Source organism: Candidatus Dadabacteria bacterium (assembly GCA_009840385.1).
GTDB lineage: Bacteria > Desulfobacterota_D > UBA1144 > Nemesobacterales > Nemesobacteraceae > Nemesobacter > Nemesobacter australis.
The window spans coordinates 156701-178141 of the sequence record VXNX01000009.1; the positions used below are offsets into that span (position 1 = coordinate 156701).

The following is a 21441-nucleotide window of genomic DNA, read 5'->3' on the forward strand; positions in this document are numbered from 1 at the left end:
ACTAGGTATCTACTAAGATTGTAGCATTGAACCACTCACCCTTCCCGTTATCTGAGGGGATGTGAGGAGCAATGTCGGCAACACTGCGAGTATGCAGCTTAGGCGGATCTTTCGCCATATCCCAAAGATGAAATAGATATGCTGTATCCGCCTTTTCAGCCTGCTTCCATTCATTGCGGGTTACCCAAAACCTGAGGGGAGAATTAATCGTAGATTTGACTTCAATCATACGACTATCAATGGTACCGTGGTCAGACTTTTCATACGAGAGGACATCATAACCCGCGAAATTGTCATCGAGTCCTGGCCATTCAACTTCTCTCTCAATCCCCTCACTTTTTAGCCTTATCCGCTCATATTCAATTGTGAGTAACTCAGCAACTCTAGCTTGCTTCATTTTTTCAAGGTCTGAAATTAGCTTCGCGTGTCCTGTAATGTCGTCCCACCAAGTCACAACATCAGCGGATGGAGGGTCTGCCATCAAACCAGCGGCTACAAAAACATCCTGATCATTTGTATCAAGTCCACGCACAAAGCGTTTACGTCCAACTCGCATAGTTTTGGACCAGATTGGTTGGTGCTTGATAAGAATCGCTTTAATGCATTCTTGATAAAAGGCTTTTCCATCTGTAGGGCATTCGTCATCAACAAGTGTGTTAAGATAAGAGGATGCCTCTAAATCAAAGCTGGCACCATCCACCTCAAGACTTTCGATTAGAGGTATGATATCCAAAGTCTTAAGTTCGGGCTGGCGAGCAGAATACTTCCTGATTAACCGTAGTCCTTCTAATGCAGAAAGAGAAAACATTCGCTCGATCGGAATGAGCGCTGTCATGCTTCCTCCATTGGAACATCTCCTGCTCTGTTTTCCATTTCGGCAATTAAGTCTATGATGTCTTGGAGTTCAACGTCATAATCTATAGGATCATCGGCACTTTCTTCATCCAACGCAATTTCGTGTAGATCTGGATCATCCAAGAGTTGTTGCATATTGCGGATCTTTTCCACCAACCTACGGCTAACCGAATAATCAATGCTTCCAACTCTTGGAGGTGCTATTGATCTATATACAAAGATATTAGTTTCCTGATTCGGGGGAAGTCCTAGTCGATGAATCCTGTCAATTGATTGAAGATAGTGTGTGGAAACATAGCTTCGGTCAGCGTATAAAGCATTATGGCAGACGGTGTGTAGACTTATTCCTTCACCGGCGGCTGCTGGATTGGCCACAAGAACGTAACAATTATCATCTTCGTGAAATCGCTTGATTCGCCCTTCTCTGGTTTCGATTTCGTTTGTTGAACCAGATGGAACGCCTCCATGGATAAAAACCGGGTTCAAATCGGCAAGAGAGGAAACGAAATTGTAAATTGTATTGGTAAATATAGTCCAAATGACACATTTTTCACCCGCATTTGCTAATACACGCGCGTCATCCATCACAGCCTTCATCTTGTTTGAATAACCTTCATCCATAACTTGTTCTATTACTGCAGAATTAATTGATATATAGTCATTTGCCATAGCGGTCAGCGCAAGCACTGGGTTCACCGAGAGTTGTAGTAACCGCATAACGGAGCGTCGAGCTTTTAGAAACTCCCCCTTAGCCATTCTTCGGCTCAAATTATTGTAGTAGCTTCGAACAAACTCATTGCGAACAATGGAATAGAGTGCAAGTTGTCCTTCACTCATCGAAACATCGACAAATTTGCGGTTTGCTTTTGGTAGACCCAGCTCTTTTTTTGTCGTTCTGACGTAGAGGTTGCCTAAAACAGTTTTTGGAGACTTACCGTGTACGACCTCTAAACCGAGACCGTGTCCAGGCCATAAAAAATCAAGTTGCGACTCTATGTCCGAGGCACTCTGAGGCATAGGCGTACCTGTCAAAATATCCCGCCTTACTGGCAAAGCTGAAATACTCAAAAGGAATGCTCCTCTTTGGGATTCCCAACCGGCCTTCATTCGATGTGACTCATCCAGAACCAGATGGGTAGGGGTGGAAGCAATGTGACAAGTTATTATATCTTGCTGTCTAATCAAAAGATCATATGAAATAATAAATCGTGTCGCACCCGATAATAATTTTTGGCGGTTATCTAGCTCGGACCCATCTAGAAGTGTGAATTGTTCACTTCCATTGTCTGAAGCATCCTCAGTCATACACTCGGAGACAATATCGAGCCATACTTGAGTTGCAGACTTTGGTGCAACAACTATCAAATGTTGCCCTGTATGACGCGCCAATAGGTGAAGCGCAAAGGTTACTGTGGTCTTTCCTGCACCAGGAACTGAAAAGTTTGCACCATTTGCGAGTGAAAGCAGGTGTTGGAGATCACGAAGTTGAAAAGGCTTAAGTCTACGCTTTGTAAAACCTGCTTGAACAAGTAGGTTTTCAATTTCTTGCTCAGTGATGGTTGAAGACAGACTTTTCCTTTGCTCTTGTGTTGCCTTCACCTGGTTGGCAAACCTCTTCAACTCTTCGGCAGCCTTACCCTCAGGCCGAAATCGGAAATTTAACGAACGTTGTGTTGCTCGGCTTCCGAATTCGCGAACTAGACTGAGTGTATTAGGCCAAGAAAGTTTAATCCGGTTACCAGTATCGATACAATCCACCCCCTTGGAGCGGATTGAGAGTTTAATACGAGACCAGACAGGTGTTTGGGTATCTTCTTCGGAAATAGCAAGCGTTCCTGTGTAATCATCATTTAGGAGTATCCGGATAGCCGTTGATATATCATTCATATTATTCCCTTACCCTTTTTAATCTTGGCCAATTCCTCGTTTCTATCGTTTACTGCCGTTTTTTTATACTTTCCTCCACTCTCTCTAAAATAGTTCTGATTGACTCAATCTGCTTCAACATTGCCCTTAATGTGTCATCACCGGCAAGAGTAATATCAATCCCGGCCAGTTTTGTGTGTGCCTGAGACAGTGCTTTCAGAGCTGCTTTCTCTGATTGCTGGTCTTTGTCAAGTTCAATGGCAGTTTCACAGGATTCTATTAAGGCAGATACAGCTTCTTCCTTTGTAGATTCGTTACGAAGTGCTTCTATTATTGAACTGTAGTTCAAATTGTCTTCTTCATTTTCAATATCAATCGCAAAATCATCTTCAACATCCTCGTCTAAATCTGCGGAATTATTGTCAATGGCTAGCTGCGCTTGCAACAATTCAAGCACTTTCGGCGCCAACTTGCCAAAGGAAGGATTCAAGTTGTAGACACGCCCTGATACTCGATCTCTGTTTTCAAAAAGTGAGAAAGCAATAGCGCGGCTTGCATTTTGAAGGCTTGGGTCCTTTTTAGCAATACTTTTTGGAATATCTCCGAAAATCTGCTGCCCTTCCGCCGCAACAAGATCATACTGACCGGGTTTCTTGACCCATTCATTTAGATATAGATCCGCCTCTTCCAGCGCCTGCAGGACCTTTTCGACATCTGCCTTGCTACGCCTCAGGCGATCAGCAACTTCCTTTGTTGTCCGTCCTTTGTTGACTTGTCTCCGGACCAATCTCGCATCGCCAATCCAGTCATAATCGAGTTTAGTTTCCTGCTTAGCTTGAAGATCGGCTTCAATATCATCTACTTCATCTCTTGTAGTATCCGGGGGAAGAACCGCACATCGAACATGACTGAAGCGTTCGTTAACTGAACCATCATTATTACGATAGAGTTCACGCATTGCACTCAGACGACGATTCCCGTTAACCACTATGCCAGTATAGGTAATCAAAATTGTATCCCGTTGTTCTTCTTGCCTTAGTACATCGATAATCGGCACAACGGAGGATGTACCTTGTTTTGCAAGTTTCAGAAGAATTTGGTGCTGTCTCTGTTGAGCCGTTGAAGATTCTTGACCTTTCTCAAAGAAGTTTTTGGGTAGATCCCCAGTAGCAATTTCGCTTTGCTGTGCACTGAAGGTTCGACAGTTCTCCATCCGATAAACCAGCACATCGATTGGTAATGAGATCACCTTCAAAGAGAAGGGGCCACCCCGAAAGTCGTATATTTTCTCCTGCTCATTCGAGTTCTCCCAGCGTTGTTTAATAAGGACTTCTCGTTCTGACCTAGGTCGTACTCTCACTTGATAGCTCAATAGGTTCCTCCTTTACTCAAAAGCAATAATAAAAATAGGAACAGTTATGACACGATCAAACAGTTCTAATTCGCGAATAACTCTCTCAGCGTTAGCAATGTTATCGCCGATTTCACGCGCGGCTTCTTTAGTAGGAAGAGCTAAAGCAGCTGCCTGTATGCGCCCGTTTTGGAAAAGAAACTGTAATTTTAATAAGTCATATGGTGCACGGCTCATGTTTCCTGTCTGAAGCTGAAAAGCAAGACCTTCTTTCTCAGCCGTAACCTCGAGACCATAATCCTGATTAAGTTTCACTCCCAATGCCCAACCTTCATTGAGAAACTCGGTTTCAACGTGTTCACGAATATGCGGTGTGCACCCTCTGGTAATATTGATTGTAGAAGCTTCAAATATACCAGTCAGCCACTTTCTAAGCCCACGCTGTTCCCACTCCACACTCGCATTATAATGTTTGCCATAGGTAAATGCTAGTTTCATGAGTTTCTTTTTGAATTTGGATCGTAAACTGGCTCATTCATTGGTCGGGTACGGAGCTTCCCTTTACGTAGATCACGCACGCGACGGCGTGCAATATTGATATAGTTTTTGTCAAGGTCACAGCCGTATGCACAGCGACCATGCTTCAGTGCTGCAATCGCACTCGATCCAACTCCAAGATAAGGATCAAGGACATTTTGACCCTCATTGGTCAAGGCCAAAACCAACCGCTCAACCAAGCCAACGGGAAACTGACAAGGGTGTTCAGTTTTTTCTACATGGTTGGACTTCACATTAGGAATGTCCCAAACATCGGATGGGTTTTTTCCTAAAGGATTACTCGATACACTGCCTTTTTTTGGACCTTTAAAATATTTTTTGTTGGGATACTTGGATGGAACACGAATATCGTCAAGATTGAATATGTAATCATCAGATTTTGTGAACCAAAGTATAGTCTCATGACGCCCAGAGAATCTCTTCTGGCAGTGTAGACCGTGCCCGAAGGTCCATACAATCCTGTTTCTTAGCTTCAAGCCGTGATTTCGGAAAATTGGATAGAGAAGAATGTCGAGGGGGAATATCTCACCACCATCGACATAGTTGCCAACTTGCCAACAGATTGATCCGTTGGGAGCTAGAACACGTGTGGCTTCCGCAATACAAGCGGCCTGTTCCTTGATGTAAACATCCTGAGATTTTCGAACCTCGTACTCTTTCCCGATATTGTAAGGGGGAGAGGTTACAATAAGGGTCATTGATTCGTCATCCAAACGACGCATAAATTTGAGATTATCTTCGCATGAAATTTGGACTTTTATATCTCGCTTTAGTCGCCGAGTTTTAGGGTCCTTCGTATCATTAGATGCCGCTCGTCTGGATCGTACTGATTCCAATTCCTTCTCCCGACACGTACTACTAAATCTTCCCAAGATTAATAAGATTCTACCAGCTTTACACAGCGTATGAAATTAAAGCTGAGTTCTAAGAAAGAACACGTGTTACCACAAATACTCTGCTTAGATATCCTCGCATATACGCTGATAACGTCTTAAATCTTTCGCAAATTAAAAAGGAAGGTGGCATTTCTTCATATATCCGGTGAGAGTCTAAAACTCCGGCAACCTCCAAATAGTTTTCTACCTGAATAAATTGTCCGGCATCCCAAGGAAGCTCGTTGAGATCATTTTTCATCAGATTCTTGTTTTCTTTTACGACGATAACTTTTATACACTGCTCTGATGAAAAAAGCCCTAGCTTTTACAGCAGCAACTTACTGAAATCAGCCAGCTCTGGCAGCTTCAACCACTTTGGACGCGGCTTCCTTCATGTCGGCCCCGGTCTCGATGTCAAGACCCGAATTCGAAAGAATCTCCCTTCCGGCTTCAACGTTGGTTCCTTCAAGCCTGACCACTAAGGGAACGTTTATTCCGACCTCAGCCGCGGCCTCAAGGATGCCATCGGCAATGGTGTCGCATTTCATGATGCCGCCGAAAATATTAACGAAGATGGCTTTTACGTTCTCGTCGCTCAGGATCATCTTAAATGCTTTCGTTACCTGCTCCGTAGTGGCCCCTCCTCCGACGTCAAGGAAGTTTGCGGGTTCTCCGCCGTGGTGCTTGATAATGTCCATGGTCGCCATGGCAAGCCCCGCGCCGTTAACAAGACACCCTATGTCTCCGTCAAGCTTAATGAAACTTATCCCCGCATCGCTTGCTTCAAGTTCAAGCGGATCTTCCTCGTCCCTGTCCCTTAACCCCGCGATGTCGCGGTGGCGGAAAAGCGCGTTATCATCAAAGTTAATCTTCGCGTCAAGAGCAACTATGTTTCCATCGGAGGTAAGAACAAGCGGGTTTATCTCCGCAAGGGAGCAGTCCTTTTCGATAAAAACCCGGTAAAGGGATGAAATAAACGATACCGCCTGCCTCACAGCACCGCCCTCAAGGCCCATGAAATAAGCGATTTTCCGGCACTGGTAAGGCTGAATGCCGAGAGAGATATCGACGTGTTCCTTGATTATCTTCTCGGGAGATTTGGCCGCCACTTCCTCGATCTCAACCCCGCCTTCAGGGCTTCCCATAACGACCACTTTTTCCCGGGAGCGGTCAATCACCATGCCGAGATAAAACTCTTTTTCTATACTGGAAGCTTCCTCGATCAGCACGCTGCCCACCGTCTTGCCCTCGGGGCCCGTCTGGTGAGTGACCAGGTTCATGCCGATTATCTCATCCGCGGCCTCCATAGCGTCGTGGGAATTGTCAACTACCTTTATTCCCCCTCCCTTGCCCCGGCCGCCGGCGTGAATCTGGGCTTTTACCACGTATTTTGCAGAGTTAAGGGTATCGAGCACCTCCGAAACCTCATCGGCGCTGAAAACCACCTGTCCGCCCGGAACCCTGACTCCGAAATCAGAAAGAAGCTTTTTGGCCTGGTATTCGTGTACGTTCAATCTGGTGCCCTCTCCTATTTCCCCTTGATCTTCCTTAAAAGCCAGGAAAGCGGATCATAATACTTGTCAACCACTCTCTCCTTGAGCGGAATGATTCCGTTGTCGGTTATGTGTATGTCCTCGGGGCACACTTCAGTGCAGCATTTCGTGATGTTGCAGAATCCGACTCCCGCCTCCTCGCGCGCGAACTCCCTCCTGTCAAGGACATCCAGGGGATGCATCTCCCGTTCGGCAATCTTTATCATGAACCTAGGCCCGGCAAACGCATCTTTTCGGTTGTGGTCGCGAAGTATGTGACAAACGTTCTGGCAGAGAAAGCACTCTATGCATTTTCGGAATTCCTGCCCCCTCTCCACATCCTCCTGGTACATGACCCACTCGGTATCTTCGGCGGGGGTAAACGGAGGAATCTTTTTGCTTACTTCGTAGTTCCACGACACGTCGGTCACGAGATCCTTTATCACGGGAAACGCCTTTATCGGGTAGACGGTAATTGTTTCGCCCTCGGCGAAACTGTCCATGCGGGTCTTACAGGCAAGCTTCGGTTTTCCGTTTATCTCGGTGCTGCAGGAGCCGCACTTGGCCGCCTTGCAGTTCCATCTTATCGCCAGGTCGCCGTCGTAGTTAGCCTGTATGTAGAAAAGCGCGTCGAGGACCACCATCCCCTCATCTACCGGGACCTCGTACTCCTTTTCCTCTCCACCCTGCGCGTCACCGCGAAAAACTCTTAGCTTGGCTACCGACATCACTTATCCTCCGTAAACAGTTTCGAAAGCTCCTCGGGCATCTCCACAATCGGCCTCGTCCCGACATCCATCGCCCCCTCCTTGAAGGAGACAATGAAATTAAGCTTGCCCCATTTCTCATCGTCGCTCTCAGGGAAATCAACCCGGCTGTGAGCTCCCCTGCTCTCCTTCCTAGCAAGCGCGCATCTCGCAAGCGCCTCCGAAACGATCAGCATCGACTTAAGGTCCCTGCAGAGATGCCATCCCGGGTTAAACATCACCGAGCCCTCTATCTTGAGTACTTTCGACTTCTCCTTCAGTCCCTCTATCTCGTCTATGCCCTTCTGTATGTTCTCTTCCGTGCGGAACACCCCTATGTAGAGCTGCATCACGTCCTGGAGATCCTGATGGATAGTGTAGGGGTTCTCCCCTTGCGTGTTGTTAAAAGGCTCCCTGAGCTCGTTTGCGTATCCCTCAACGAGTTCGGCGGGTATCTGTGCGTGGGATTTCCCGCTCGCGTAAGCCGCTGCTCCTTCTCCCGCCCTTTTTCCGAAAACAAGAAGATCAGAGAGGGAATTTCCGCCGAGACGGTTTGCCCCGTGCATTCCTCCTGCGACCTCGCCCGCGGCAAATAACCCCGGAACCGTGCTCGAGCAGGTATCTCCTTCAACCTTTACTCCCCCCATGACGTAATGGGTGGTCGGAAACACTTCCATCGGACCTTTCGTTATGTCTATATCGGCAAATTCCATGAACTGGTGGTACATGCTTGGAAGCTTTCGCTTTACGTAATCGGCTCCCCTGTGGGAGACGTCTAGGAACGCTCCGCCGTGGGGAGAACCGCGGCCCTGCTCAACCTCCGTGTATATGGATCTTGCTACCACGTCGCGGGTTGAAAGCTCCATGCGCTCTGGGTCGTATCTCTCCATGAATCGCTCGCCCTCGCTGTTTGTGAGAATGCCTCCCTCTCCGCGCACCGCCTCCGTAACCAGTATTCCCCTCACGCTCGGGGGCCAGACCATCCCGGTGGGATGGAACTGTATGAATTCCATGTCTATAAGCTCCGCTCCGGCCTCATACGCCATCGCGTGGCCGTCTCCGGTGTATTCCCAGGAGTTCGAGGTGTACTTGTAGGCCTTTCCCACCCCACCCGTCGCAAGAACAATGGCGTTTGCGCGGAAAAGAACGAATTTTCCGCTTTCCCTCCAGTAGCCGAAGGCTCCTGTTACCCTGTCTCCGTCCTTTACAAGATGGGTTATCGTGCACTCCATGTAGACGTCTATGCCCGAGTGTATCCCCTTTTCCTGGAGTGTCCTTATCATCTCAAGACCGGTTCTGTCGCCCACGTGGGCAAGCCTCTTCCATGTGTGCCCGCCGAATGCCCTCTGATTTATTCTTCCCTCTTTCGTTCTGTCAAAAAGCGCTCCCCAGTATTCAAGTTCTCTCACCCTCTCGGGAGCCTCCTGCGCGTGGTAAAGAGCCATCTGCCAGTTGTTAAGCATCTTCCCGCCCTTCATGGTGTCCTTGAAGTGGGTTTCCCAGTTGTCCTTTGTGTCGACGTTTGCCAAGGCGGCAGCAACGCCGCCCTCGGCCATTACGGTGTGGGCCTTGCCGAGCAGGGATTTGCATATAAGTGCTGTCGAGGCGCCTTGGGCGGAAGATTCGATGGCGGCCCGAAGCCCTGCCCCGCCTGCGCCGATAACTATAACGTCATGAGTGTGTGTTTCGTATTTTTCCACGTCTATATCAACCTCAGATCGGTAATTGTGCCGTTCGCTACCAGGAACACGTAAAGGTCCGTGAGAGCCACGAAAACAAGGCTTGTCCACGCCCATTTCATATGTACTTCGTTCTGGACGCTTATGGCGCCCCAGAGACGAAAGCGGGTCGGACACTTTGAGAACACGTCAAGATTTCCTCCCATCAGATGGCGAAACGAGTGGCAGGAAAACGAATACATGGTAAGCAGGAACGCGTTTAAGGTCAGAACGATGGTTCCGACGCCCACCCCTATCCCGTCATGGAAGAAAAAGGCTTCGTACGAGTCAATCCACAAAAACAGCAGAATGACGATAGAGGCGTAGAGAAAAAACCTGTGGATATTCTGCAGGATGAACGGAAAGCTCGACTCTCCGGTGTAGGAACCCCTTTTGCCGACCGGTTTCACCGCGCAGCCCGGAGGCGAGAAGAAATACGCCCGGTAGTATGCTTTTCTGTAGTAATAGCAGGTCGCCCGGAATCCAAGCGGCGCCCAGAGAATAAGTATTGCCGGGGAAGCCGGCCACCAGTCAAAGAGCAGAAGCGGGGAATAAAAAGGCGAGAGGTAAGGCTCGGTGTAGAAAAACTGGTTCGAGAGAGCTCTCCACGTGGAGTAGATCCCGAAAGCCCCCAGCACCACCCCGGTTATGAGGGGCTCCACCCACCACATATCCTTTCTCATGGTGAGCGCCTTGCTCGCCGTACCGTTAGCCATATTGCAGAAACCTCCAAAAAATATTTCCGGAGCGTCCGTCCGAGATTATAAACGGCGCCGGGGAGCGGAATGTAAATGGAACCCTAGAGGATTCCCATTCCGTCAATTATTTCGCAAAGCTCTTTCACCTTGCCCGCCGAGACGTGCAGAGCCTCCATCTCCTCGTCGGAAATCTCAACCCCGATTATCTCCTCGACCCCTTCCGCTCCGAGCCTTACGGGGAGACCCACGAAAGTGTCTTCCACTCCGTAATGTCCGTCCGCGTACACGCAGCAGGGCAGCACTTTTTTCTTGTCCTTTATGATCGCCTCGGCCATTTCCACCGCGGCTACCGCGGGGGCGTAAAAAGCGCTTCCGGTCTTAAGAAGCGCTACTATCTCGGCCCCTCCCTTCCTGGTGCGGTCGACCATCGCGTCGAGCCTTTCGGCGGGGACAAGCTGCGCTATGGGAATACCCGACACAGTGGTGTTGCTTAGAAGCGGAACCATCGTGTCTCCGTGTCCGCCGAGAACCGAGGCGTTTATGTTCTCAACCGATACCCCGAGCTCCATCGCGATAAACGCCCGGAAACGCGCGGAATCAAGCACTCCTGCCATCCCCATCACCTTGTTGTCTGAAAGGCCGCTTACCCTGTGCGCCACGTAAACCATGGCGTCGAGCGGGTTGGTTACCAGTATGAGTATAGCGTCCGGGGAATGAGCAACCACCTGCTCCGTAACGCTCTTTACCACCTTGGTGTTTGTCGAGATAAGATCGTCACGGCTCATCCCGGGCTTTCTCGGAATGCCAGAGGTGATTATAACCACGTCTGAATCGGCCGTGTCTTCGTAGTTGGTTGAACCGACGAGATTTACGTCGCTTCCGGTAATCGGGCACATCTGGGCAAGGTCAAGCGCCTTTCCCTCGGGAATTCCCTCCACTATGTCAATCAAAGCCACGTCGGCAAGTTCAAGCTGCGCGATCCGAAACGCCGCCGACGCGCCGACGTTTCCCGCACCTATCACAGAAATTTTCGCTCTGCCGTTCTTCAAGATCCCACTCCTTCTGAAAAGATTTGTGTGCCGCGAGCCCCTCTAGTCCATTACCTTGTCCATGTTTGACACGATGGCCTCTCCGTACTCAGAACACTTAAGAAGGGTCGCCCCCTCCATCTGTCTCTCGAGGTCATAGGTAACCGTTTTCTGCAAAACGGTCTCCTCCATCGCCCTGAAAACAAGCTCCGCAGCCTCGTGCCATCCAAGATACTGGAACATCATGACTCCCGAGAGTATTACGGAACCCGGGTTTACCTTGTCCTGCCCGGTGTACTTGGGAGCGGTTCCGTGGGTGGCTTCGAAACATGCCAAGTAATCGCCTATGTTGCCGCCCGGAGCGACTCCGAGACCTCCTACCTGCGCGGCGCAGGCATCTGACATGTAGTCGCCGTTAAGATTAGGCATGGCCATCACGTCGTATTCGCTGGGTCTCGTGAGAACCTGCTGGAACATGCTGTCGGCTATGCGGTCCTTTATGACGATCTTGCCGTCGGGCTGCTTGCCGCCGTAATCGTCCCAGAGTTCATCCTCGGTTATGGTGATCTCCGGGAACTCCTCTTTTGCCAGCTCGTAGCCCCATTCGCGGAAGGCACCCTCGGTGAACTTCATTATGTTGCCCTTGTGGACGAGGGTGACGCTCTTTCTTTTATACTCTATTGCGTATTCGATCGCCTTTCGCACGAGCCTCTTGGTTCCGAAAGGACTTATGGGCTTTATTCCTATCCCGCTCAGCTCACGGATGTTCACCCCGTAATTCTCTACGAGATACTCCCTTACAGCAGCCGCTTCTGGGGTACCGCTCTCCCACTCGATTCCCGCGTACACGTCCTCGGTGTTCTCCCTGAATATCACGACGTCGAGCTTGCCGGGAACCAGAAGAGGGTTGGGGGTTCCCTTGATCCATCTTACGGGCCTTACGCAGGCGTACAGGTCAAGTATCTGGCGGAGCGCAACGTTAAGGCTCCTTATTCCCCCTCCGACCGGAGTGGTAAGCGGGCCCTTGATTGCAACTATGTATTCCTTTATCGTTTCGGTGGTTTCCTCGGGGAGCCATTCGCCGGTCTGGTCATACGCTTTTTCTCCGGCCAGCACCTCAAACCACGCTATCTTCTTCTTTCCTCCGTAAGCCTTCTCGACCGCGGCGTCGAACACTATCTGGGACGCGTGCCAGATGTCGGGGCCTATCCCGTCGCCTTCTATGAAGGGAATTATCGGGTTGTCGGGAATTACAAGCTTTCTGCTTTCCTCGTCAATCTGTATTTTTTCTCCGCTTGGGACTGTCATTGAACACCTCTCCTTTTGAGCTAAACGAAAATTTAAATCTTACAATATAATGAAAAAAACCGCCCTTTTCAAATCGGTCTCTCCACCTACCCCGATATCATCTGGCGCAGGACGGTCTGAAGTATCCCGCCGTTGCGGTAATATTCGACCTCAACCGGCGTATCAAGCCTGCACGTTGCGTGAAATTCCCTCTGCCCGCCGTCAGTGTCCGTCACGGTTACGGTCATCCGCTTGCCCGGATAAAGATCCTCTGAAATCCCGCTTACGCTGAAGGTCTCAAAGCCCGTCAGGCCAAGAGATTCCGCGCTCTGCCCCTCTTCGAACTGAAGGGGCAGAACCCCCATTCCCACCAGATTGCTCCTGTGAATCCGCTCGAAACTCTCTGCTATGACGCACCTCGCGCCCAGAAGAGCGGTTCCCTTTGCCGCCCAGTCCCGGGAACTTCCCGTTCCGTATTCCTTCCCCCCGATCACTACAAGATCCGTTCCCTCGCTCATGTATCTTGAGGACGCTTCGTAAATCGACATTTCCTCTCCCGTGGGAACGTGAACCGTCCACCCTCCTTCCTTTCCTCCGACCATCTTGTTTCTTATCCTGATGTTTGCAAACGACCCGCGGATCATAACCTCGTGATTCCCCCTCCTTGAGCCAAAGCTGTTAAAGCTCCTTTGGGAAACACCCCTTGAGATAAGATAGCCGCCTGCGGGGCCGTCCTTGGGGATTGAGCCCGCTGGGGAAATATGATCCGTCGTTATGGAGTCCCCGAGAAGCGCGAGCACGTTCGCCCCTTCTATGTCCTCGGGGTCTTCGGGCTCAAGCGGGAAATCATCAAAAAACGGAGGCTCCTGTATGTAAGTCGATTCGGCATCCCACTCATAAATGTCTGAGTGCGGAGCCTCAAGAGACTTCCAGGTTTCATCGCCCTCAAAAACCCTTGAGTACTGATTGTTGAATATCTCGGGGCTTATCGACTCAGCCACAGTGTCGATTATCTCCTCCTGCGTCGGCCAGATGTCCTTGAGGTACACTTCGTCCCCGTCGCTTCCAACCCCGAGAGGTTCTGTGTAGAGATCGATTCCGACCTTGCCGGCTATGGCGAACGCCACGACAAGCGGAGGCGACGCCAGGTATGCGAATTTCACAAGCGGGTGCACCCTGCCTTCAAAATTGCGGTTTCCGCTTAGAACCGCGGCGCAGGTAAGATCGTTTTCCCTTATCGCCGCGTCCACATCGTCGGGAAGCGGACCGCTGTTGCCTATGCAGGTCGTGCATCCGTATCCGACCAGACCGAAACCTAGTTCTTCAAGATACGGGGTAAGTCCCGCGGCGTCGAGATAATCGGTCACCACCCTTGATCCCGGCGCCAAGCTCGTTTTCACGTAAGGATTAACGGAAAGCCCTTTCTCAACGGCCTTTTTGGCGAAAAGTCCCGCCCCTATCATAACGGAGGGATTCGAGGTGTTGGTGCAGCTCGTGATGGCGGCTATTACGACCGAACCGTCTGAAATTCCGTTCGCGGCGCGCGAGGCGTCTCCGTTCGCGGCAAGTCCCCTCGCCTGAAGGTTCTCGTGGTAGGAGCTTTTCATGTCCCCAAGCGATATCCTGTCCTGAGGGCGGCTCGGACCGGCAAGAGACGGTTCAACGGTTGATATGTCAAGTTCTAGAGTATCTGTATACACGGGGTCTTCTGCGTCGTCGGTTCTGAACATCTTCTGTTCCCTGGTATAGGCTTCAACGAGCGTGGCCGCGTCATCCCTGCCCGTCGTCCCGAGGTATCTAAGTGTTTCGGCGTCTACCGGGAAAAATCCCATGGTGGCTCCGTACTCGGGAGCCATGTTCGCTATTGTGGCCTGGTCAGAAAGGGCAAGATTGCTCACTCCGGGTCCGAAAAACTCGACGAACTTGCCGACAACGCCCTTTTTCCTAAGCATCTCGGTCACCGTGAGAACTAGGTCCGTTGCGGTAACCCCCTGGGAGAGTCGGCCGGTGAGCCTGAACCCTATGACGTCAGGTATCAGCATGTAAAGGGGCTGCCCCAGCATGCAGGCTTCTGCCTCTATTCCCCCTACTCCCCAGCCCATGACGCTCAGGCCGTTTATCATGGTCGTGTGGGAATCCGTTCCCACCAGGGTGTCCGGGTAAGCCACCGACTCGGAGTCGACCTGCTTTGAGACGACCACGCTCGCTAGGCACTCAAGATTCACCTGGTGCACTATCCCGGTTCCTGGGGGCACGACCCTGAAATTGTCAAAGGATCCCTGGGCCCACTTGAGGAATGTATACCTTTCCCTGTTTCTTTCGTACTCGACTTCCACGTTCTTGCCGAAAGCATCGCCGCTTGCAAAATAGTCGACCTGAACGGAGTGGTCTATTACCAGATCGACGGGAACTATGGGATTTACAAGCGAGGGGTCTCCCCCTTTTTTCTCGACCACCGATCTCATCGCCGCAAGGTCTACAACGCAGGGAACTCCCGTGAAGTCCTGAAGTATCACCCTCGCGGGGTTGTAGGGAATTTCCTTGGCCTCTGCGTTTGAGGGATCCCAGTTGGCAAGGGATTCCACGTGCTGTTCGGTGACAGTCTCTCCGTCAAAGTTCCTCAGCACGTTCTCAAGCAGTATTCTTATCGAAAAGGGGAGTTTTGAAATCGATGCGCCGTAGCGCGATTCAAGCTTTGTAAGGGAATATATCTTGTAGGTTTTGTCTCCGACCGAAAGGTCGGAGAGAGTGTCTAGATTATTAGTTAAAGCCATACTGTACCTCTCTCTTCAAAGGTTCCGCGTTTGCGGAGTCAGCGGGGTATTTTACCAAAAAGAGAGAAAAAACAAAATTGTGGTTCACTCTGCCTGCTCAAGCGAAGCAATTGGGGAAGTGGAGGGGATTTTCCGCGACTCCGGGGGGGGTCAGTTGAATTTGCGAAGCGCGATGCTTACGTTGGTTCCGCCGAAACCGTAGGAATTGCTGAGAGCCACTTTTATTTCTCTGTCTCTTGCAGTGTGAGGAATGTAATCCAGATCGCATTCAGGATCGCTCTCAAAAAGGTTTATAGTCGGCGGCAAAACACCGTTCTGAAGCGCAAACACGCTGATTGCCGCTTCCACCGCGCCCGCAGCACCGAGCAGGTGGCCGGTCATGGATTTGGTGGAACTCACCGGAATCTGAGAAGCGTATTCCCCGAACACCTTTTTAATCGCCCTGGTTTCGTTGACGTCGTTAAGACGCGTGGATGTTCCGTGGGCGTTTATGTAATCGACATCATCGGGATTAAGGCCCGAATCCTCCAAAGCGGCATTCATGCAGCTGGTCGGACCCTCAAGCGAAGGCGCGGTAATGTGAAAGGCATCGGCGCTCATTCCAGACCCGAGCACTTCCGCATATATTCTGGCGCCTCTTTTTTTCGCAAACTCAAGTTCCTCCAAAATCAGCACCCCCGCTCCCTCGGAAAGAATAAACCCGTCGCGTCCCATCTCAAACGGTCTTGACGCGGTCTCGGGCTCGTCGTTTCTGGTAGAAAGCGCCTTCATGGCGTTAAAGGCCGCGAAGGTAAGAGGTATAAGCGGCGCCTCTGATCCGCCGGCTATCATGACGTCCGCCTTGCCGTCCTGTATGATCTTGGCGGAAAGCGCAAGCGAGTGGCCGCTTGCGGAACACGCGGTCGTGGAAGAGCAGTTAGGACCCTTGGCGTTGAACTTTATGGATACATATCCTGAAGCCATGTTGGTCACTATGTTAGGTATGAAAAACGGAGAGACGCGACCCGGACCCTTGTTCTCCATGGTTAAGACTGTATCGTAGAAGGTCTGCATTCCGCCGATGCCCGATCCGATAAAAGTCCCCGTGCGTTCGGAGATATCGTCGGTGACCTCAAGCCCGGCATCCTCAAGTGCCAGCCTGGTGGACGCAATTGACAGCTGAATGAACCTGTCGTTCCTCTTCGCGTCCTTCGGCTCCATGTAAAGGGTCGGTTCAAAATCCTTCACCTCCCCGGCAATCTGGGTTTTAAGATCCGAGGGGTCGAACGTGGAAACCCTGCCCACTCCCGGAACCCCTTCACAGATCGAAGACCACGTGGCGTCGTTTCCAACCCCAAGGGGCGTTATGAGACCTATACCTGTAATTACTACCCTTTTTCCCATTATTCCTCAGTCACCCTCCGAAGCGGCTTGAACCGAGCTCTGGATAAAGTTAATCGCGTCCTGAACGGTTATTATGTTCTCCGCATCCTCATCTGAGATCTCAAGCCCGAACTCATCCTCCATGGACATTATAAGCTCCACAAGATCAAGCGAGTCGGCCCCCAGATCTTCTATAAAAGAGGAATCGGGAGTTATTTCATCCTCGGCCTTGCCGAGATGGCTCGCGATCATCTCCTTTACCTTAGCTAAAATTTCTGCGTTATCCTTTGACATATGAGTCACTACCTCCTCTAAAAAATTTACATGTAAATTCCGCCGTTAACCCTTATAACCTCTCCGGTTATGTACGACGCGCCTTCGGAAATCAGAAAACACACGACACTTGAGATATCCTCGACGCGCCCGAACCTGCCGAGAGGTATAGCTTCAAGATATCTTTTTCTCATATCCTCGTTAAGGTCCGCGATAATATCCGTTTCAACAAAACCGGGACTTACGGCGTTCACCGTTATCCCTCTCGGACTGAATTCCTTGGCCGTTGATTTCGTAAAGCCTATTACCGCGGCTTTCGAAGCGGCGTAATTAGCCTGCCCCGGGTTTCCAGTCTCCCCGGCAGCCGAGATAATATTCACTATTCTTCCGTAACGGTTCTTGAACATGCCCCTGCAAACCGCCTTGGTACAGTTAAACGTCCCCTTGATGTTTATATCCATGACGCGGTCCCAGTCCTCCTGCCCCATCCTCATCAAAAGCCCGTCATTCCTTATACCCGCATTGTTAACAAGTATCTGTATTCCGTTAAGCTCGTTTGAGAGTTCCCCCACGATTTTCTGAACCTCGTCAAAATCGGAAACGTCAAAACCGACCGCCCTGCCGCTTCCCCCCGCCTCCTCTATTTCCTTTAAGGTTTCATCGGCCGCCTGCCGGTTGGCTGCGTAGTTAATCAGCACATACGCACCATACGAAGCGAGTTTCTTCGCGATGTCTTTTCCTATCCCCCGCGATCCGCCCGTTATAAGAGCAACTTGGTTAGTTAGTTCCAATTTCATCTGCTTTAATATGATTTAACTCGTCCGGTTTTTCAATACCCGCGCAACTCACGCCCTTAAGAGTTCTTTTCACAAGACCGCTTAGCACCTTGGAGGGACCGATTTCGAGAAACTCAGAAACTCCGGAGTCTTTGAGAAACTCTAGGGACTCAGCCCATCTCACGGGACTTACCACCTGCTCCACCAAAATGCCCGCTACTCTTGCGGAATCCGAATTGGCCCGCGCCTCGGTATTTGTGACCACGGGATATCTCATGGGGTGAAAATCTATTTCCGCGGCGAAATCGCCAAGCCGCACCGCAGCGGGCTCCATAAGGGAGCAGTGAAAAGGCGCGCTCACCTCAAGTTCGACGACCCGTCTTGCTCCTTTTTCCTTAGCCATCTGCGAGGCTGCCTCAACGGCCCCCGCTTCTCCCGAGATAACGGTCTGGGTGGGAGAGTTAAAATTCGCCGGGGAAACCACGGCTCCTCCCCCGGCGACCTCTGCGCAAAGCTCGTTTACTTCCTGCGACGTAAGGCCCAGCACGGCAGCCATCTTCCCGACTCCCGGCGGGACCGCTTCCTGCATGAATTCCCCTCTTTTTCTTACCATGCGCACCGCATCACTGAACCCAAGGCACTCAGAAGCGACAAGGGCCGTGAATTCCCCGAGGCTGTGTCCCGCAACCAGATCGGGTCTTATTTCCGTTTCCTCAAGCAAAACCCTCAAGGCGGCCACGCTTGTGGTAAGTATCGCGGGCTGGGCGTTTGCCGTAAGGGCAAGGGTCGCCGCTTCGCCTTCGAAGCAGAGATTCGCCAGGTCAATTCCGAGGGCGTCGCTTGCCTCTTCGAAAGTCCGCTTCGCTACCGCAAACTCGGCGCAGAAATCAGCGCCCATACCTGTATACTGGGAGCCCTGACCTGGAAAAAGAAAAGCTATCATGGATTCAGTGTGTTTTTAGTCTTCCGCCACGGCTTCCGTGTCGGGTGCCTGTCTGAAGAAGTTTCTTCCCTTGTAGTAACCGCAGCTGGGGCAGGCTCTGTGGGGAGGTTTCATCTCGTTGCACTCGGGACAGAAGGAAGCTCCCGGCAACGCGACTGTATAATGGGTTCTTCTTTTTCTCGATTTCGACTTGGAAGTCTTTCTCTTGGGTAATGCCATCTCAATCTCCTGACTTGAAGCTATATCTTTATATCTTTAAGTACCGCAAAGCGCGAGTCTTCCTGGCGAGTCTCGCAGCCGCACTGCTGCTCGTTAAGATTCTGCCCGCACTCGCCGCAAAGCCCCTTGCAGTCCTCGGCGCAGACCACCTTGTAGGGAAGCGAAAGATTCACCTGCTCTCTCATGTAATCGTTAAGGTCTATTGTTCTCCCCCGGTAAGTCTCATAATCCATGTCCCCGCCGGATTCCACCTTCCCCTCCGCTTCCGAAGGCGAAAGAAGGAGTTTTACCTCAAGGTTCGTGTCAACGCTCACGTCGCTTAAGCAACGGGAGCACTGGGCGACCGACAGGAATCCGATTTTCCCCCGCACGCTGACCTCGCCCGCCGTGCGTAAAAGATCGATATGAAACTCTATATCGGAATCCACGCTCGCGACCTCCGATTTCTCGGAACCGCCCAGCCACCCCGGGCCCTTCTTGAGATCAAGACTTAATCCGCCGTCTCCTATTTCCGATACGTTGACTATCATCGCGCGGAAACCCGCCTGCAAAAATTGCTCTAATATAAACCACAATCGCTTTATTGCAAGTTATTCGGAAAAAATGGCCGCCGGGGAAACAGGCACATCTCTCAGACGTTATGACAGGCAACGCTTCGCCCATCGGTTCCCTTCTTCTCAAGGCGCGGAGTCTCCCTGGAGCATATCTCGGTCGCCAGGGGACACCTCGGATGGAAACTGCACCCTGAGGGAATATCCGCCAGGCTCCGTATTTCCCCCGATATCGATGCTTCCTTGCCGTTTTTGCTTCTGGTTCTTTTTATCTCGGGAATGGCGGAGATAAGCATCTTGGTGTAAGGGTGCACGGGGTTTGAGTAGATCTCATCGCTTGGAGCAATCTCCACTATTTTTCCAAGATACATTACGGCCACGAGATCGCTTATGTGCTTTACGACGCGCAGGTCATGGGATATGAATAGGTAGGAGAGACCATGTTTTTTCTGAAGGTCATTGAGCAGGTTTATTATCTGCGCCTGTACGGACACATCAAGCGCTGAGACCGGCTCATCGCAGACGACAAATTTCGGGTGAAGGGAGATGGCGCGCGCTATGGCTATTCTCTGACGCTGCCCCCCGCTGAACTCGTGGGGATAGCGACCCATAACGTCAGCGCCGAGACCCACCTCGCCCAGAAGCCGGGCCACAAATTCGTGGCGCTCTTCTTTTTTTACCGTGTTGTGGATGCTTATTCCCTCGGAAACAAGCGAACCCACGTTCATTCTGGGATTGAGGGAGCCATAGGGATTCTGGAATATCATCTGCATCTCCCTTCTTAGGGGACGGATCTGCGCCGAGTCAAGTGCGGTTATGTCTTCTCCCTCGAAGAAAATCTTTCCAGCCGTTGGTACAAGAAGTCTCAGCACCGTTTTCCCAAGCGTCGTCTTGCCGCTTCCGCTTTCCCCGACAAGACCCACCGTGCTGCCTCTTTTTATCTCGAGTTCCACGTCGTCAACGGCGCGGACGTAATCGGAGACCCTGGAGAAAACGCCCCCTCTTATCGGAAAGTACTTCTTGAGTCCCTTTATGCTTACTATTGCTTTATTCTCTTCCATTTTTCAAAAACATCTCGTAGCGAAAACAGGCCGAACCGTGAGAATCAGAAACACTGTAAAGGTCCGGCTGCATCTCAAAACATTTTCCCTCCGCATACTCGCAGCGGTTGTTGAACCTGCATCCCTCGGGAAATTCTCCCGGAGAGGGAATCGTACCCTTTATAGAGTGAAGCTCCTCGCCCTCCGACTGACCGGGAATCGAGTTTATAAGCCCTATGGTATAGGGATGCGCAGGGGCGGAGAAAAGCTGCTCTACGCTTCCGCTCTCTACCACCTTCCCCGCGTAAAGGACATAAACGTCGTCGGCAACGTTTGAGATAACCCCCAGGTCGTGGGATATAAGCATAACCGCCATCCCCAGCCTGTCTCGAAGGCTTTTTATCAGGGACAGAATTCCCGCCTGAATGGTCACGTCAAGGGCGGTTGTGGGCTCGTCGGCTATCAGCAGCTCAGGGCTACAGGCAAGGGCCATCGCGATCATGACCCTCTGGCACATGCCTCCGCTCATCTCATGGGGATAGCTTGAGTATCTCTCGGCGGGAGAAGGAATGCCCACCGTGTCGAGCAGGTCAATCACCCTTCTTTTCTCCTCTTTTCTTGATACGTTCTCATGAACCCGTATGACCTCTCCTATCTGGTCTCCCACGGTGTAAACGGGATTAAGGGAGCTCATCGGCTCCTGGAATATCATGGAAATCCTGTTTCCGCGGTAATGCCTGAGTTCCCGCTCGGTGAGAGAAAGAAGGTTCTCTCCCTTGTATATCACCTCCCCCGAATTCACTCTGGCCGGCGGCGCGGGCAAAAGCCCCATGACGGAAAGAGCGGTAAGGGTTTTACCGCAGCCGCTTTCTCCGACAACCCCGACTATCCTTCCCTCTCCGATCCGAAGGCTCACGTCTCCCAGGACCTCAAGCTCTCCACCCTTCGAGGGAAAAGACACGTTAAGATTTTTTATCTCGAGCAGTTCT

The 21441-nt window shown here is 51.0% G+C and carries 21 protein-coding genes; all 21 read right to left on the reverse strand.

Features of this window, described 5'->3' with window-relative positions; all coding sequences use genetic code 11:
* Nucleotide 1: 1 nt before the first annotated feature.
* The 21 genes from F4X55_03925 to F4X55_04025 all read right to left on the reverse strand — a co-directional run bounded on the left by F4X55_03925 (nt 2) and on the right by F4X55_04025 (nt 21437).
* The gene (locus tag F4X55_03925) at nt 2–835 is read right to left on the reverse strand and encodes a DUF3883 domain-containing protein (protein MYC40145.1); all 834 of its coding nucleotides are present in this window, start codon (nt 833–835) and stop codon (nt 2–4) included.
* Nucleotides 832–2742 carry a DEAD/DEAH box helicase gene (locus F4X55_03930; protein ID MYC40146.1) on the reverse strand — a complete coding sequence of 637 codons (1911 nt, stop codon included), beginning with the start codon at nt 2740–2742 and terminating at the stop codon, nt 832–834. Before F4X55_03930 ends, F4X55_03925 begins: the two co-directional genes overlap by 4 nt.
* 49 nt (nt 2743–2791) lie before the next feature.
* Nucleotides 2792–4093 (reverse strand): hypothetical protein, encoded by a 1302-nt coding sequence (locus tag F4X55_03935; GenBank protein ID MYC40147.1) that lies wholly within the window; start codon nt 4091–4093, stop codon nt 2792–2794.
* 12 nt (nt 4094–4105) lie between these two features.
* On the reverse strand, nt 4106–4570 hold the full coding sequence (locus F4X55_03940) for a restriction endonuclease (protein ID MYC40148.1): 465 nt from the start codon (nt 4568–4570) through the stop codon (nt 4106–4108).
* Entirely contained in the window at nt 4567–5352 is a 786-nt protein-coding gene (locus tag F4X55_03945; GenBank protein ID MYC40149.1) for a site-specific DNA-methyltransferase, read from the reverse strand. Before F4X55_03945 ends, F4X55_03940 begins: the two co-directional genes overlap by 4 nt.
* A 202-nt stretch (nt 5353–5554) precedes the next feature.
* On the reverse strand, nt 5555–5800 hold the full coding sequence (locus F4X55_03950; protein ID MYC40150.1) for a hypothetical protein: 246 nt from the start codon (nt 5798–5800) through the stop codon (nt 5555–5557).
* A 52-nt stretch (nt 5801–5852) separates the two neighbouring features.
* Entirely contained in the window at nt 5853–7019 is a 1167-nt protein-coding gene (gene sucC, locus F4X55_03955) for an ADP-forming succinate--CoA ligase subunit beta (protein MYC40151.1), read from the reverse strand.
* Nucleotides 7020–7033: 14 nt separating this feature from the next.
* Nucleotides 7034–7765, reverse strand: coding sequence for a succinate dehydrogenase/fumarate reductase iron-sulfur subunit (locus tag F4X55_03960; protein MYC40152.1), 732 nt, complete (start codon nt 7763–7765; stop codon nt 7034–7036).
* Entirely contained in the window at nt 7765–9489 is a 1725-nt protein-coding gene (locus F4X55_03965; protein MYC40153.1) for an FAD-binding protein, read from the reverse strand. The genes F4X55_03960 and F4X55_03965 overlap by 1 nt, the downstream gene beginning before the upstream one ends.
* Nucleotides 9486–10217 carry a succinate dehydrogenase gene (locus tag F4X55_03970; GenBank protein ID MYC40154.1) on the reverse strand — a complete coding sequence of 244 codons (732 nt, stop codon included), beginning with the start codon at nt 10215–10217 and terminating at the stop codon, nt 9486–9488. The genes F4X55_03965 and F4X55_03970 overlap by 4 nt, the downstream gene beginning before the upstream one ends.
* Before the next feature lie 83 nt (nt 10218–10300).
* A complete protein-coding gene (mdh, locus tag F4X55_03975) occupies nt 10301–11251 on the reverse strand; it encodes a malate dehydrogenase (protein MYC40155.1) in 951 nt (316 codons plus the stop codon).
* Nucleotides 11252–11290: 39 nt separating this feature from the next.
* Nucleotides 11291–12535: an isocitrate dehydrogenase (NADP(+)) gene (gene icd, locus F4X55_03980; protein MYC40156.1), complete on the reverse strand. Its 1245-nt coding sequence runs from the start codon at nt 12533–12535 to the stop codon at nt 11291–11293.
* Between the two features lie 86 nt (nt 12536–12621).
* Complete coding sequence (acnA, locus tag F4X55_03985) at nt 12622–15288, reverse strand: aconitate hydratase AcnA (GenBank protein ID MYC40157.1); 2667 nt, start codon at nt 15286–15288, stop codon at nt 12622–12624.
* Nucleotides 15289–15438: 150 nt separating this feature from the next.
* Nucleotides 15439–16671 (reverse strand): beta-ketoacyl-ACP synthase II, encoded by a 1233-nt coding sequence (gene fabF / locus F4X55_03990; protein MYC40158.1) that lies wholly within the window; start codon nt 16669–16671, stop codon nt 15439–15441.
* Nucleotides 16672–16677: 6 nt separating this feature from the next.
* The gene (acpP, locus tag F4X55_03995; GenBank protein MYC40159.1) at nt 16678–16944 is read right to left on the reverse strand and encodes an acyl carrier protein; all 267 of its coding nucleotides are present in this window, start codon (nt 16942–16944) and stop codon (nt 16678–16680) included.
* Nucleotides 16945–16970: 26 nt separating this feature from the next.
* The gene (gene fabG / locus F4X55_04000; GenBank protein ID MYC40160.1) at nt 16971–17720 is read right to left on the reverse strand and encodes a 3-oxoacyl-[acyl-carrier-protein] reductase; all 750 of its coding nucleotides are present in this window, start codon (nt 17718–17720) and stop codon (nt 16971–16973) included.
* Nucleotides 17701–18642 (reverse strand): ACP S-malonyltransferase, encoded by a 942-nt coding sequence (fabD, locus tag F4X55_04005; GenBank protein MYC40161.1) that lies wholly within the window; start codon nt 18640–18642, stop codon nt 17701–17703. The genes fabG and fabD overlap by 20 nt, the downstream gene beginning before the upstream one ends.
* A gap of 15 nt (nt 18643–18657) precedes the next feature.
* Nucleotides 18658–18861 (reverse strand): 50S ribosomal protein L32, encoded by a 204-nt coding sequence (locus F4X55_04010; GenBank protein MYC40162.1) that lies wholly within the window; start codon nt 18859–18861, stop codon nt 18658–18660.
* Nucleotides 18862–18881: 20 nt separating this feature from the next.
* Complete coding sequence (locus F4X55_04015) at nt 18882–19391, reverse strand: DUF177 domain-containing protein (GenBank protein ID MYC40163.1); 510 nt, start codon at nt 19389–19391, stop codon at nt 18882–18884.
* A 101-nt stretch (nt 19392–19492) separates the two neighbouring features.
* Nucleotides 19493–20473, reverse strand: coding sequence for an ATP-binding cassette domain-containing protein (locus F4X55_04020; protein MYC40164.1), 981 nt, complete (start codon nt 20471–20473; stop codon nt 19493–19495).
* Complete coding sequence (locus F4X55_04025) at nt 20460–21437, reverse strand: ABC transporter ATP-binding protein (protein MYC40165.1); 978 nt, start codon at nt 21435–21437, stop codon at nt 20460–20462. Before F4X55_04025 ends, F4X55_04020 begins: the two co-directional genes overlap by 14 nt.
* Nucleotides 21438–21441 lie beyond the last annotated feature (4 nt).

Bases quoted from the DNA above. Each gene is read 5' to 3' on its own strand.
- F4X55_04020 (MYC40164.1), bottom strand. From the start codon at position 20,473: ATGGAAGAGAATAAAGCAATAGTAAGCATAAAGGGACTCAAGAAGTAC.
- F4X55_03940 (MYC40148.1), bottom strand. From the start codon at position 4,570: ATGAAACTAGCATTTACCTATGGCAAACATTATAATGCGAGTGTGGAG.
- F4X55_04010 (MYC40162.1), bottom strand. From the start codon at position 18,861: ATGGCATTACCCAAGAGAAAGACTTCCAAGTCGAAATCGAGAAAAAGA.
- icd (MYC40156.1), bottom strand. From the start codon at position 12,535: ATGACAGTCCCAAGCGGAGAAAAAATACAGATTGACGAGGAAAGCAGA.
- F4X55_03945 (MYC40149.1), bottom strand. From the start codon at position 5,352: ATGCGTCGTTTGGATGACGAATCAATGACCCTTATTGTAACCTCTCCC.
- F4X55_03925 (MYC40145.1), bottom strand. From the start codon at position 835: ATGACAGCGCTCATTCCGATCGAGCGAATGTTTTCTCTTTCTGCATTA.
- F4X55_03930 (MYC40146.1), bottom strand. From the start codon at position 2,742: ATGAATGATATATCAACGGCTATCCGGATACTCCTAAATGATGATTAC.
- fabD (MYC40161.1), bottom strand. From the start codon at position 18,642: ATGATAGCTTTTCTTTTTCCAGGTCAGGGCTCCCAGTATACAGGTATG.
- fabG (MYC40160.1), bottom strand. From the start codon at position 17,720: ATGAAATTGGAACTAACTAACCAAGTTGCTCTTATAACGGGCGGATCG.
- acpP (MYC40159.1), bottom strand. From the start codon at position 16,944: ATGTCAAAGGATAACGCAGAAATTTTAGCTAAGGTAAAGGAGATGATC.
- F4X55_04015 (MYC40163.1), bottom strand. From the start codon at position 19,391: ATGATAGTCAACGTATCGGAAATAGGAGACGGCGGATTAAGTCTTGAT.
- F4X55_03960 (MYC40152.1), bottom strand. From the start codon at position 7,765: ATGTCGGTAGCCAAGCTAAGAGTTTTTCGCGGTGACGCGCAGGGTGGA.
- acnA (MYC40157.1), bottom strand. From the start codon at position 15,288: ATGGCTTTAACTAATAATCTAGACACTCTCTCCGACCTTTCGGTCGGA.
- fabF (MYC40158.1), bottom strand. From the start codon at position 16,671: ATGGGAAAAAGGGTAGTAATTACAGGTATAGGTCTCATAACGCCCCTT.
- F4X55_03970 (MYC40154.1), bottom strand. From the start codon at position 10,217: ATGGCTAACGGTACGGCGAGCAAGGCGCTCACCATGAGAAAGGATATG.